This window comes from Chryseobacterium echinoideorum (genome assembly GCF_007474535.1).
Taxonomy (GTDB): Bacteria; Bacteroidota; Bacteroidia; order Flavobacteriales; family Weeksellaceae; genus Chryseobacterium; species Chryseobacterium echinoideorum.
Genome location: NZ_VKNW01000007.1, coordinates 178,726 through 191,268 on the forward strand (window position 1 = coordinate 178,726; position 12,543 = coordinate 191,268).

Consider the following 12,543-nt stretch of genomic DNA (forward strand, 5'->3'; position numbering starts at 1 on the left):
AATTTAAAATAAAAATTTAAGCACAGCATCGTCGGCTGTGCTTTTTGTTGCTGTCTAATTTAAAAAATGAGATGTATTTATCTACTGGATCCGCTTCTAAAGAGCGGATTCTTTTATTAAGTGATTCTGGTTAACTGATCTAATTTTTTTAAAAGTGCCGGGATTCTGAATTCACCCTGCATTTCCTCAATTTTTAGTTTAATTTCTAAAATATCAGTTCCTGCAACGGTAAGATATAGCGGAGTTTTACTTTCACCTCTATAAACTTCTATTCTATTGAAGTCATCTTGGGAAAATTTATTTTTCGCAATTCCGACAACGGGATATTTTTCGTCCAGCTCTTTAAACAAATAACCGCCTAAACCCAATTTTCCATCTGAATTTAAACTTACATACCCATCAACAAGTATAATATCACCTTTATTCAAATTAATTTTCTTCAATAAATGAAGAATACACGGCAACTCTCTCTTGTAGAAGGCACCACTTTCATAATCAGCGGTAATAGCTATATTTTCTGTATAAACGGCAGCTTCTTCTTCAGAATTCCAGTTTTCAAAAGCGATACAGACTGTTTTAGCAAAATTTTCGTAATAATAAGTATCGAAAGCGTAAATCATATCATCAATTGAAAAATTCTCCGAAATGCCATAGAATACCTGAGGGATCATGCAGGAAACATTCTTTACCCCAATCCATTACCTTTATCTGAACCAATTTAACTGTAGGGTATTTCTCCTGCAAATTCAATGAAGATAATTCTTCCCAAAACTCATCAGTATTTTCTACTTCTACAAAGATCATTGTATTATCAATCCACTCTTTTGCATAATAATCCTGCAGATAGAAAGCAAGGCTCCCCTTTTTGAAAACTGAAAGTTTAGGCTGAAGAATATTTTCTTCAAAACCTAAATTTTTGTAAAACTCTCTGCTGACAGCAAAGTTTTTAGTCCCGATAAATGGGCGTATTGATTTGATATTCTGTTTCATAGGTCAATTTCAGAAAACTATTTTCTATCTACAACAATTCTGTCTTTGCGGTTTGCCAGTTCCCATGCAGTTGCAAAAATAAGCTGAGTTCTCTTCTGCAAAAGAGAAAAATCTATTTTTTCTACATCATCTGTAGGCTTGTGATAATCTTCATGAATTCCATCAAAGAAAAATGCAACAGGAATATTATTTTTAGCAAAATTATAATGATCAGATCTGTAATACAATCTATCCGGATCTTTAGGATCATCGTATTTATAGTTCAACTCAAGATTATTGGTCGCTTTATTGGCTTGCTCGTTAATTACTTTCAGCTCCGAGCTTAGCATTTCCGAACCAATTACATAAACATAATTCTTCCCTCTATTTTCGGGATCATCACGACCAATCATATCAATATTGAGATCTACAACAGTATTAGCCAATGGAAAAACAGGATTATCCGCATAATATTCAGAACCAAAAAGCCCATGCTCTTCTCCCGTAACATGAAGGAAAAGAATTGATCTTTTCGGACCATTTCCTACCTTTTTAGCAGCCTGAAAAGCTTTTGCAATCTGCATCACAGCAACAGTTCCGCTTCCGTCATCATCGGCTCCATTGTAAACAATACCATTTTTGGTTCCTACATGGTCATAATGAGCAGAAATAACAATAATTTCTTCAGGCTTTGTGCTTCCTTCAATAAAGGCGAGAATATTTTCGGAATCGGGTAAATTCCAACCCCCTCTTTGTTTCATATATGAGGCTGGAACTTTCTGATAATAAGAACCCAGCTGTTTTGGATAAGAAATTCCTAAACCTTTATAAAAATTAATAATGTACTCACCTGCTTTTTTCTGTCCCGGACTTCCTGTGTCTCTTCCCTCCATTTCATCAGAAGCAATTACGTTTAAGTTATTCTTTAGGTCTTCTATTTTAATCTCCTGATAAGCAGAGTTAAAAGATTTATTATTTTCATAATTACTTGAAGTTCCAGATCCAGATTTTTTCGAATCGTCTGAAATGTTTGCAGATCCACAACTGCTTAAAATTACCAAAGATAAAAGTGGTATTAATATTTTTCTCATATTAAATATTTGTTTAAATAGATGACTGTATTCAATAAAATTGATCCGGTTGCTCTAAAAGTTATGAGTCTAAAAATACTAAAAATATTTTACCTGCATTACCGAAACTATTTTTTTATATATTTGGTAAAGCCTATGATAAATAATTACGGATTTAATGATTTTACATTTTTCACTGAGATGTCTGAACTTGCTTTAAGACATCAAAGCTATGATTTGTCATTAGGTTTACCTGATTTTGAAGTAGATATTCGTTTACGCAATTACCTTAAGGAAGCAGCAGATTATTGCTCACACAGTTACGAATCGCTTGCTGGAAATGAAATGCTCATTGAAGGAATTATTCGCCTTCATGCCAAAAGAAAGCATAGTTTAATTTTAAACCAAAATGAAGTCAATATTGTACCCTGTTCTACATTTGCATTATTCACTTCTTTAAAGTCAATTTTAGATTTTGGGGACGAAGTTATTGTTATTCAGCCATCTTATTACACTTATGCACCTTCAATAGTCATTAATGGCGGAATTCCGGTGTACTATAATATGGAAAGAGATTTTAGCATAGACTGGGAAAAACTACAAAAATGTTTTTCAGATAAAACAAAAGCAATTATTGTAAATTCTCCTCAGAATCCAACAGGTAAAATATGGAAAAAAGCAGACTGGGATCAGCTTTACGAATTGATAAAAAACCGAGAAATTTATTTAATTTCAGAAGAAATTTATGATCTTTACTGTTATGATTCCGTGGATCATTACAGCTCGTTCCTTCACCCCGAACTAAAAAAAAGAACATTTTGCATCTTTTCATTTGGAAAAATGTTTCATTCAACCGGTTGGAAGGTAAGTTACCTTTTATCGGATAAAGATCTGCTTAAGAATTTCAGAAGTTTGCAGCAATATATTTCTTACAGCAGCAATGCGCCTTGTCAATATGCTATTGCACAATATTTAAAGGTTTTTGAGCCTGAAGAAAACCAAAAAATGATGCAGCATAAAAGAAATATTTTCACAGATCTGATTCAGGAAACTCCACTTCAAGTTGAATCTAAGGCAGAAGGGGGATTCTTTCAGATTGTAAATTTCAGAAATGTGAATAAGACAATGACTGATGTAGAATTTTCGAAATGGCTTACAGTAGAAAAAAAAGTCTCCTGCCTGCCTTTATCTGCGTTTTATACTTCCAGACAAAATTCAGATTATATAAGATTCAGTTTTGCCAAAAAAGACGAACTTATCATTCAGGCATTAGAGCATCTCAAGAAAAACCTATAAAAAATAAAAGCACTGCGGATATGCAGTGCTTTATAATCAATTTATTTTTATTTAGTAAGCTAGAACCCGTACATCTATACGTCTGTTTTTAGCTTGGCATTCATTACTCTCATCCATTGTGCAGACAGGGAATTGTGAACCATACCCTTCTGCTTCTATTCTATCTCCTGAAATTCCCATTTCTAATAGTTTAAGTTTCGCAGTTTGGGCTCTAAGATTAGAAAGTTTCAAATTGGTATCCTCACTTCCTGAATTATCCGTATATCCTCCGAGTTTAACTCTTAGTTCAGGATAAGCATTCATGATTTCTGCCAGATTTTTAAGCTGGTTTTCCGAACCTGTTTTTAAGTCACTTGATCCGCTTTCAAAATATAAATTTTCTATCGTAAACCATTTTTCAGGATTTAATAATTCTTTATTCTTTTTAGCCAATTCACTATTCAGATAGAAAAGCTGGCTGTTTTCACCTAGAGAAATTGTATTTCCATTGCTGAGTTTTACTTCTTTAATCTGTCCTGTTTCATAAACAAAATCACCAAATTCATTTAGCTTTCCTTTGATAATTTCAGGAGAAGACATTGGTTGATAATTTACATTTTCAGTATTTATGATAGAATTGGTATTAGCTCCAGTAAGGCTTTCTATTTTTGCTTTTCGGTCGGCATCAATTTTATCCTTGTGTAAAACCGCTAAAGTAGGCGCAATCACAAGTGAGACAATCGACATTAGTTTAATTAAAATATTCATAGAAGGTCCAGAAGTATCTTTAAACGGATCACCCACCGTATCACCAGTTACAGAAGCTTTGTGAGGTTCAGAACCTTTGTAGTAAGTCTGTCCGTTGATATCAACTCCTTTTTCAAAAGATTTTTTTGCGTTATCCCAAGCTCCTCCAGCATTATTCTGAAAGATTCCCATTAAAACTCCTGATACTGTTGCACCGGCCAAAAATCCTCCTAAAACTTCAGGTCCGAAAATAAATCCTATCAATAGTGGAGATGCAATAGCGATAGCTCCCGGAAGCATCATTTTTTTGATGGAAGCATCGGTAGAAATAGCAACACACTTTTGATATTCGGGTTCTCCCTTCCCTTCTAAAATACCCGGAATTTCTCTGAACTGTCTTCGTACCTCTTCCACCATTGCCATCGCAGCCTGCCCAACTGCTGTAATTGCCAGCGAAGAAAAAATAAACGGAATCATTCCACCTACAAAAAGCCCCGCCAAAACATCTGCTTTATAAATATCAATACCATCAATTCCTGCAATACCGACAAACGCTGCAAACAAAGCCAAAGCTGTTAACGCTGCCGAAGCAATAGCAAAACCTTTTCCCGAGGCTGCAGTTGTATTTCCTACAGCATCCAGAATATCTGTATTTTCCCGAACTTCTTTTGGCAATTCGCTCATCTCGGCAATTCCCCCTGCATTATCTGCGATAGGCCCGAAAGCATCTATAGCAAGCTGCATTGCTGTTGTAGCCATCATTCCTGCCGCGGCAATAGCAACCCCATAAAGTCCGGCACATAAATATGAACCATAAATTCCGCCTGCTAAAACAATGATCGGTAAAAGTGTAGATTCCATTCCCACAGAAAGTCCACCGATAATATTGGTTGCATGACCGGTAGAAGACTGTCTCACAATACTTGAAACAGGTCTTTTTCCCATTGCAGTATAATATTCCGTAATGATACTCATTAAAGTTCCTACAACCAGACCAACAATGATAGCTCCGAACACTCCGTTTTTGGTAAATTCAAACCCTCTTAAAATCATTTTCTCTGGCAGCAAATAAGTAACCAGAAAATAAGATGCAATTGCTGTAATCACAATACTGCTCCAGTTTCCTAGATTCAGAGCATTTTGAACATTTGAAGTAGATGCACCCTCGTTGTCATTAATTTTAACAAAAAAAGTTCCGATAATAGAAAACAAAATTCCCGTTCCGGCAATAAGCATCGGTAATAATATTGGAGCAAATCCTCCAAATGCATCTACCGAAACCGTTTCTCGTCCTAAAACCATTGTTGCCAAAACTGTAGCTACATAAGAACCAAACAAATCAGCTCCCATTCCGGCAACATCACCTACATTATCTCCTACATTATCTGCAATTGTTGCAGGATTTCGCGGATCATCTTCAGGTATTCCTGCTTCAACTTTACCTACCAAATCGGCTCCAACATCGGCTGCTTTTGTATAAATCCCGCCTCCGACTCTTGCAAATAACGCAATAGATTCTGCACCTAAAGAAAACCCCGTAAGAATTTCAATAGTTCTTTCCATCTCATGAGAATCTACAGGTGAATTGGGCGCAAAAATCTGCTTTATAATCAGATATAATGCTCCTAAACCCAGAACTGCCAATCCGGCAACTCCCATTCCCATTACAGAACCTCCAGTGAAGGAAACCTTCAAAGCTTTAGATAGAGAAGTTTTTGCAGCTTCTGCAGTTCGCACGTTTGCTTTAGTAGCGATCTTCATTCCGATAAATCCAGCCAAAGCAGAAAGTACAGCCCCAATTACAAAGGAAACACCGATACTCCAGTGTGAATTGGCATTGCTCATTCCCATGAATGCTAAAAGAATCGCAACAATGATGACAAAATAAGTAAGAATTCTGTACTCAGCTTTCAAAAAAGCCATTGCACCATCAGCAATATATCCGCTGATCTGCTTCATTTTTTCGTTTCCTGCATTTTGCCGGCTTACCCAGTTGCTTTGAATAAAAGTGTAAAGTAATGCAATAACGCCAAAAATTGGCACTAACATAAATAAGCTCATAGTTTAATATTTTTTTGGTAATAGATTTTTAAATATAATAAATTATTTCCATAAAACATTCTAAAACATTATGACTTATTAATAATAACACTAAAATTTTCAATTCATTATATAAAAAAAGCAGATGATTTGCTCATCTGCCATATTGAAAATTTTGAAAATTTCTAAAAATTAACCTCCGAATTTTTCAGAATAGTCTCTTTTGGATGCTTCGATTACTTTTTTTGCGTGATCTGCTCCATAAACTTCCTGAATTCTGCATTTTGCAGGCTCATCCGGCAAGTTTTTGTAAGTAAGGAAATAGTGCATCAAACGGTTAACTTCAGCTGCCGGAAGTTCAGAAATATCTCTGAAATGACCAAATGCATGATCGTTGATCATTACCGCTACAATTTTATCATCAGCTTCACCTCCGTCAATCATTTTGAATCCTCCGATTGGAATAGCCTCCATCAAAAGACCGCCAGCGTGGATATTATGAGAGCTTAGAACACAGATATCCAACGGATCATGATCACCCATTGTTACATCACTTGCACCGCTTTCAACAGCAAGTTTCATTACTTCATTGTGACAGTATGTTCTTGGAACAAAACCATATAATGCAGGAATAATGTTTGAAAATTTCTGAGGTCTGTCTACTTTTAGATAACCCGTTTCTTTATCAATTTCATATTTGATAGTATCTGAAGGAACTATTTCTACAAAAACATTAACAATATTTGGCGAATCTTCCCCTGCAGAAATTCCGTGCCATGGATGCGCTTTAAAATTTGGAATCATTATTTATATTTATTTTTTTAATTAGGCAATTATTAAAATTTCTCGTCTTAAATCTTCAATCGTTGCTCCGATAAAATCGTTTTCATTCATATAATTCATAATGAAAACAGTTTTAAACTCATTAAGATCAGGATTATTGTTTAGACTTTCGTACGTTTTGTGCAGCAGATCAATAATGGCATTTTTAGAATCAACAATATTCTGCCATGAGTTTTTGGTAATATACAACTGCTGCGACGCATTATATTCAAATTCTTCGATGATGGTTTTTTCGGTAAGAAAAATAAACTCATGTATCGCCAGATCTTTGTCAAATTTCTGAATAAGATTGGAAGGTTTTATTCTTTCTAAAAAGAGGGTCATCCTTTCATAAGAATGAGTCTTGTTTTCGGAGTTCGATTTTACAGAAAGTAACTTTAATTCCTGATTTTTTAAATTAATGTAGGTATAAACAAACTGCCTGAGCAAAACCAAAAAAGGAATTGCAATAACTAATGCCGCAGCATACGGAAAATACTCTGAAAAGTCTGACATAATTTAAGGATGCAAAATTAATAATATTTTATGAATTTACAGCTCAAATAGTGCAGGTCTTTGGGTAACCTCATGATAACAGACACTTTTTGCATCAAAATAATGGTAAACAAGGCTTTTCCGCGTTCTGTTTTTATCTAAATGGGGCTCTCCACCGTGTAAAATATTGGCATGCCATATCAAAAGATCTCCCTTTTTTGCTCTGAAAATCTCTTTTTTCAGTCCCAGTTCTTTTACTTTTTCTTCAAGAAATTCTTCGTAGGCTTTGTAGCTTTTTTTTCCAATTTTCAGCGATGTTCCTTCATTATCATAATCAGAATTTAAAAAGTAGGGAAGCTTATGACTTTTAGGAATGTAATGTAATGCACCATTGCTTTCATCCACATCTTCAAGAGCAATCCAAACCCCTAATAATCCGCCTAAAGGATAAGTTGTCATGTGAATGCTGTCTGAATGAGTTTTCTGCTGGCTTCCGTTGATAAAATTGATACTTTGAAAAAGTTTAGCATCTCCATCCATTAAGACAGATAAAAATTCGAGTAGTTTTTTATCATTTCCGATATTTTTTAAGATTTCAGAATGATGAATGACAAACATCAGCTTTCCGGCATATCGGAACTTGATAATTCCGTCTTTCAGAAGCCTGTCTATCTCGCTGTTGATCTGATCTACAGTTTCCGATGAAAGATAATTCCGAAGTACGAGAAATCCGTTTTCATCAAAACCCTGTGCGCTCAGTTTGTTTTCTTCAGATAGATTTTTATAAAATTCAGTATTATAAAGCTTTTGAGCATCAAACTGCCTTTCATGATGAGGAAGATGTGCAAAATCTTTGCTTGAAATGCTGGAAAAATAGCTTTTATCAATTCCGTATTTTTTATAAAGCGGAATATTATGCTCCAATTTTTTTTTGTTGAAAAAATTATAGATGATGTAAGGAAGCTTATACTGACGAATTTTATTAAGCATTTTCTATGATTCAAAAACAGATATAAATGTAGGAAATAATATTTACAAAGAAGTTTAAGACTCCATTAAATTACGATTTTATGATAAATTTCAATTTAAGCATTTTTCTGATGAGCTGTTTCTTTGAATATTCTAATAAACGATACGGACGCAATTCCGGACGAAAGCCCCGAAAAAACTCTTCCACATTGGGAATTTCGCCTCCTTCAAAATCGAAAATTCTATTGCCGATATTCTCTTTTATAGCATGATCAATCAATACGGAAGCTCCTGAAATTTTCACATATTCTTTGTCATTGAAAGTTCCTAAAAGCGCAGCTGTATCATCATCAATGTAGGTAATAATGGTATTGATTATTTTTCCGTGAAAACAGAATGCAGTAATTTCAATACAATTTTCATCCGCCATCTTTTTAAAAATACTCAAAAAAGAATCAATATCCTCTTCTTTGCTTGCTCCCAAAAAGTTTTGTCTGATAAAACTTTCAGATTCACTGAAACTTATTTTTTTGATTTCAGAATGACTGATCACTTCCTCATCAAGCCTTAGCTTTCTTTTTCTTTTGGGTGAATATCCGGAATATACTTTCTGATAATCTTCTGGAGTAATAAGAAAATTCTTTTTCGTTTTTAGATGAGTTTTAAATTGATTGTATTCATTAAAAGTATAAATCCTGATCAGATAATTCTGTTCCAGAAAGCGTAGAAAAGCTTCATTCATATCAACATCATCTGCTTTGGAAAAAATACCGAGCTGCTGACAAAGCATCGGGTTATGAACGATTTTTTTACCCAATTTAATGACATACGGAACCGGCATTACAGCTTCATAATCTTTATAAACCAAAAGCTCCCATTTCTTATCAGAAGTAATATCTAAAAATAATCTTGTTGCAGAATATTTCCGCTGAACGGAATTTTCAAGACAATTTGAATATTTATCAAAATCAATTTCGTGATACTGTAATCTTTTAATCATAATAAACCTTCATCGGCAAAGCTAAGATAAGCGTTTTGAGTAATAATCAAATGATCCAGAAGCTGAATATTCATCAGGTTTCCGGCATCTTTTATTTTTTTGGTAATATTAATATCTTCGGTACTTGGTTTTTTGTTTCCTGAAGGATGATTGTGTGCCACAATAATTCCCGTCGAAAAATGTTCTAAAGCTGTTTTAAATAAAACTCTTACATCTACAATCGATTGACTGATTCCGCCCTGTGTAAGCTGTGCAATATGTATGACTTTATTGCTCTGATTCAGAAAAACAGCCCAAAATTCTTCTGTTCTTAAATCGGATAAGTGAAGTTTCAGGACATTATAAGCATCTAAACTTCCGGAGATCTGAGGTTTTTCGGGAATTTCCTGGGCGGCCCTTCTTCTTCCGATTTCCAAAGATGATGCAATTGTAATTGCCTTCACTTCTCCTACGCCTTTAAATTTCATTAAATCTTTAATCGTAAGCAAACTGAGCTGATGCCAATTATTGTTTACAGAACCTAAAATTTTTCTTGCCAATTCAACAGCAGTCTCATCACGGCTTCCGCTTCCCATAATAATCGCTAAAAGTTCAGAATCCGAAAGCGCATTTCTACCTTTCAGCAGAAACTTTTCTCTTGGTCGGTCATCTTCAGCCAAAAATTTTATAGACATTTTTTTGTGTTTTTATCAACACAAATTTAGTAAAAAGCATATAATATTACAGGCTTTTTTGATGAATCCAGAAATTTTGCGGTTTCTTGAAAGGCTTTTTTTGAAAGCATCGGACATCCTAAACTCAAACAAGCAGACCGAGAAGATTCCTGATCAGGAATGCAGCTATAAGAATGCAAAACAATGGCTCTCTGCCTCGCATTGCTGTTGCTGGAATCCAAACCTTTCATTCGGTATGATTTTCCAAACTTTCCTTCATAGCTTTCCTGAACTTCGTATTTCCCTAAAGAGGATTGGTAAGAGTTTTCTGTATTGGAAAAACGCAGTTTATCTGAATTGGGAATCACAGAACCTGATCCATGAGAAACGATTGCTTTTTGTAAAACTTTATCATTTTTCAGATCATAAACAATGTATCTGTATTTACCTGAATGGATTTTAAAATTGATGAAAATTGCGAGATCCTGATTATAATTTTTATTTTTCAGAAAACTTTTCAGTTCGGTAATTTTTTCTTTTGGTAAAACATCCTTTTTTTCCTGAGCTTTTCCAGCATTACAGGATAAAAAAAATATAAATATATAAACTAAAAATCTCACAGAATTATTCTATAATCATTCCATCTTTCATCACCAGCTTCCGATCGGTAATTTCCGCAAGTTGCGGATTGTGGGTTACAATGACAAAAGTTTGGTTGTATTTATCTCTCAGATCAAAGAAAAGACGGTGAAGATCATCAGCATTTTTTGAGTCCAGATTTCCGGTTGGCTCATCTGCATAGATAATTTTCGGAGAATTGATCAACGCTCTTGCTACTGCTACTCTCTGCGCCTCTCCTCCTGAAAGCTGATTGGGTTTATGATGCAGTCTTTGTGCTATTTTAAGATCTTCAAAAAGCTGATGTGCTTTTTCTAAGGCTTCTTTTTCGCTGCTTCCTGCAATTTTAGTAGGCAGCAACACATTTTCTAAAGCAGTAAATTCAGGCAGCAATTGATGGAACTGAAAAACAAAACCAATATTCTGATTTCTGAATTTTGAGATTTGCTTATCATTCATATTGATAAACGATTCTCCGTTCAGGGTGATTTCTGTATCGTAATTTTTAGGATTTGACGGGCTGTCTAATGTTCCTAAAATCTGAAGCAGTGTAGATTTTCCAGCACCTGACTCTCCTACAATAGAAACAACCTCCCCGGTTTTTATGTGAATATCAACTCCTTTTAATACCTCCAGATCTCCATACGATTTATGGATGTTTTTTGCTTTAATCATGTTTCAAAAATAGTGAAATTTTTGCTTTTTGCCTTTCGCTTTTATTCTAAATTTATTTCTTGATCAAAATCCTGAAAGTACTTCCTTTTCCTACTTCAGTCTGAGAAATTCTGATGTCGCCGTTGTGATATTCCCGCACCACTCTTTTAGCTAAGCTAAGACCTAATCCCCAACCTCGCTTTTTAGTAGAATATCCAGGTTTAAAAGCATTATTTGCCTGATACTTCGTCATTCCGCTTCCGTTGTCTTTTACTTCTACCAGAATATTTTTGTTTCGTTCAAACACCGACATCTGCAAAATACCTTCTCCCTTCATAGCATCTACAGCATTTTTTACCAAATTTTCAATCACCCAGCTCATCAGAATTTTATTGTGGGGAACCAAAATATTATACGTAGGAATCTGCAACGAAAAATTGATTTTTTTTGAAATTCTTGTTCTCAAATAATCAAAATTTTCCTGAATAGTTTCATTAAAATTCATATCATTCAGCTCAGGAACCGAACCTATTTTTGAAAATCTTTCTGAAATAGTCCTTAGTCGTTCAATATCCTTTTCTATTTCTATAATACCGTCCGAATCGGGATTTTCCAGTTTCATAATTTCCATCCAGCCGATCATTGATGATAGCGGAGTTCCGATCTGGTGTGCCGTTTCTTTTGCAAGTCCCGCCCACAAATAGCTTTCATCAGTTTTCTTAACCGTTCTTAAAAACCAAAATGAAAAAAGAAAATAACTCAAAACAAATAATCCCAGCAAATAAGGTGAATACTGAAGATAATTAAGCGCTTTGGAGTTGTCGTAATATACAAACTGATCGTTTCCGCCTGTCACCTTTATCTCAATAGCAGGATATTTTTTTTCCATACTTTTGGCAAGAGCAACCACATCTTTGGTTTCAGAGCCCAACTCTTTTGGTAAATTTTTAAATTCAATAACCTGATCATTTCTATCTAAAATAATAACAGGAATGGTGGTATTTGAGCTGTAAATATTCAGCAATAACTCCTGAACTTCCAGACTGGGTGTGACTGCATCCTGCTGGAATTTGATGGCATTAACCAAAATATCAACTCTTTTAATCTCTTCTCTTTTCAGATAATTGATGACCAAAGTAGAGGATATAACAATTGAGATCACCACAAGAGTCATCATCGCAAAAATAAACCAGTTGTTTAACCTGCCTAAAATGGTTCTTTTCTTCAATAT

Annotated in this window: 13 protein-coding genes; 1 reads left to right on the plus strand and 12 read right to left on the minus strand. The window is 34.6% G+C overall.

Annotated features, from left to right (window positions below):
* Positions 1 to 116: 116 nt before the first annotated feature.
* The 3 genes from FOL89_RS10795 to FOL89_RS10805 are packed head-to-tail and all read right to left on the minus strand — an operon-like array spanning position 117 to position 2,060.
* Complete coding sequence (locus FOL89_RS10795; RefSeq protein WP_185146967.1) at positions 117 to 620, minus strand: endonuclease V; 504 nt, start codon at positions 618 to 620, stop codon at positions 117 to 119.
* A 4-nt stretch (positions 621 to 624) separates the two neighbouring features.
* Positions 625 to 990, minus strand: a complete 366-nt coding sequence (locus FOL89_RS10800) for a VOC family protein (protein WP_144282810.1) — start codon at positions 988 to 990, stop codon at positions 625 to 627.
* Positions 991 to 1,007: 17 nt separating this feature from the next.
* Positions 1,008 to 2,060: a M28 family metallopeptidase gene (locus FOL89_RS10805; RefSeq protein WP_144282811.1), complete on the minus strand. Its 1,053-nt coding sequence runs from the start codon at positions 2,058 to 2,060 to the stop codon at positions 1,008 to 1,010.
* A gap of 135 nt (positions 2,061 to 2,195) precedes the next feature.
* Between FOL89_RS10805 and FOL89_RS10810 the strand changes: the two genes are divergently transcribed.
* Positions 2,196 to 3,335, plus strand: a complete 1,140-nt coding sequence (locus FOL89_RS10810) for an aminotransferase class I/II-fold pyridoxal phosphate-dependent enzyme (protein ID WP_144282812.1) — start codon at positions 2,196 to 2,198, stop codon at positions 3,333 to 3,335.
* 51 nt (positions 3,336 to 3,386) lie between these two features.
* On the opposite strand, the gene FOL89_RS10815 is transcribed toward FOL89_RS10810, so the two are convergent.
* The 9 genes from FOL89_RS10815 to FOL89_RS10855 form a co-directional block, all read right to left on the minus strand.
* The gene (locus FOL89_RS10815; protein ID WP_144282813.1) at positions 3,387 to 6,122 is read right to left on the minus strand and encodes a sodium-translocating pyrophosphatase; all 2,736 of its coding nucleotides are present in this window, start codon (positions 6,120 to 6,122) and stop codon (positions 3,387 to 3,389) included.
* A gap of 171 nt (positions 6,123 to 6,293) precedes the next feature.
* Positions 6,294 to 6,905: an inorganic pyrophosphatase gene (locus FOL89_RS10820; RefSeq protein ID WP_144282814.1), complete on the minus strand. Its 612-nt coding sequence runs from the start codon at positions 6,903 to 6,905 to the stop codon at positions 6,294 to 6,296.
* A gap of 21 nt (positions 6,906 to 6,926) precedes the next feature.
* Positions 6,927 to 7,439, minus strand: a complete 513-nt coding sequence (locus FOL89_RS10825) for a DUF7935 family protein (RefSeq protein WP_144282815.1) — start codon at positions 7,437 to 7,439, stop codon at positions 6,927 to 6,929.
* A 36-nt stretch (positions 7,440 to 7,475) separates the two neighbouring features.
* Positions 7,476 to 8,408 carry a phytanoyl-CoA dioxygenase family protein gene (locus FOL89_RS10830; protein WP_144282816.1) on the minus strand — a complete coding sequence of 311 codons (933 nt, stop codon included), beginning with the start codon at positions 8,406 to 8,408 and terminating at the stop codon, positions 7,476 to 7,478.
* A gap of 70 nt (positions 8,409 to 8,478) precedes the next feature.
* Entirely contained in the window at positions 8,479 to 9,387 is a 909-nt protein-coding gene (locus FOL89_RS10835) for a hypothetical protein (protein ID WP_144282817.1), read from the minus strand.
* Positions 9,384 to 10,061: a RadC family protein gene (gene radC / locus FOL89_RS10840; protein WP_144282818.1), complete on the minus strand. Its 678-nt coding sequence runs from the start codon at positions 10,059 to 10,061 to the stop codon at positions 9,384 to 9,386. The genes FOL89_RS10835 and radC overlap by 4 nt, the downstream gene beginning before the upstream one ends.
* Before the next feature lie 26 nt (positions 10,062 to 10,087).
* Positions 10,088 to 10,660, minus strand: coding sequence for a murein L,D-transpeptidase catalytic domain-containing protein (locus FOL89_RS10845; protein ID WP_144282819.1), 573 nt, complete (start codon positions 10,658 to 10,660; stop codon positions 10,088 to 10,090).
* Positions 10,661 to 10,664: 4 nt separating this feature from the next.
* A complete protein-coding gene (locus FOL89_RS10850) occupies positions 10,665 to 11,333 on the minus strand; it encodes an ABC transporter ATP-binding protein (protein ID WP_144282820.1) in 669 nt (222 codons plus the stop codon).
* Between the two features lie 52 nt (positions 11,334 to 11,385).
* Positions 11,386 to 12,540 carry a sensor histidine kinase gene (locus FOL89_RS10855; protein WP_228444899.1) on the minus strand — a complete coding sequence of 385 codons (1,155 nt, stop codon included), beginning with the start codon at positions 12,538 to 12,540 and terminating at the stop codon, positions 11,386 to 11,388.
* Between the last annotated feature and the right edge of the window lie 3 nt (positions 12,541 to 12,543).

Coding starts and splice junctions, on each gene's coding strand:
- FOL89_RS10795 (WP_185146967.1), bottom strand. CDS start 620: ATGATTTACGCTTTCGATACTTATTATTACGAAAATTTTGCTAAAACA.
- FOL89_RS10800 (WP_144282810.1), bottom strand. CDS start 990: ATGAAACAGAATATCAAATCAATACGCCCATTTATCGGGACTAAAAAC.
- FOL89_RS10805 (WP_144282811.1), bottom strand. CDS start 2,060: ATGAGAAAAATATTAATACCACTTTTATCTTTGGTAATTTTAAGCAGT.
- FOL89_RS10810 (WP_144282812.1), top strand. CDS start 2,196: ATGATAAATAATTACGGATTTAATGATTTTACATTTTTCACTGAGATG.
- FOL89_RS10815 (WP_144282813.1), bottom strand. CDS start 6,122: ATGAGCTTATTTATGTTAGTGCCAATTTTTGGCGTTATTGCATTACTT.
- FOL89_RS10820 (WP_144282814.1), bottom strand. CDS start 6,905: ATGATTCCAAATTTTAAAGCGCATCCATGGCACGGAATTTCTGCAGGG.
- FOL89_RS10825 (WP_144282815.1), bottom strand. CDS start 7,439: ATGTCAGACTTTTCAGAGTATTTTCCGTATGCTGCGGCATTAGTTATT.
- FOL89_RS10830 (WP_144282816.1), bottom strand. CDS start 8,408: ATGCTTAATAAAATTCGTCAGTATAAGCTTCCTTACATCATCTATAAT.
- FOL89_RS10835 (WP_144282817.1), bottom strand. CDS start 9,387: ATGATTAAAAGATTACAGTATCACGAAATTGATTTTGATAAATATTCA.
- radC (WP_144282818.1), bottom strand. CDS start 10,061: ATGTCTATAAAATTTTTGGCTGAAGATGACCGACCAAGAGAAAAGTTT.
- FOL89_RS10850 (WP_144282820.1), bottom strand. CDS start 11,333: ATGATTAAAGCAAAAAACATCCATAAATCGTATGGAGATCTGGAGGTA.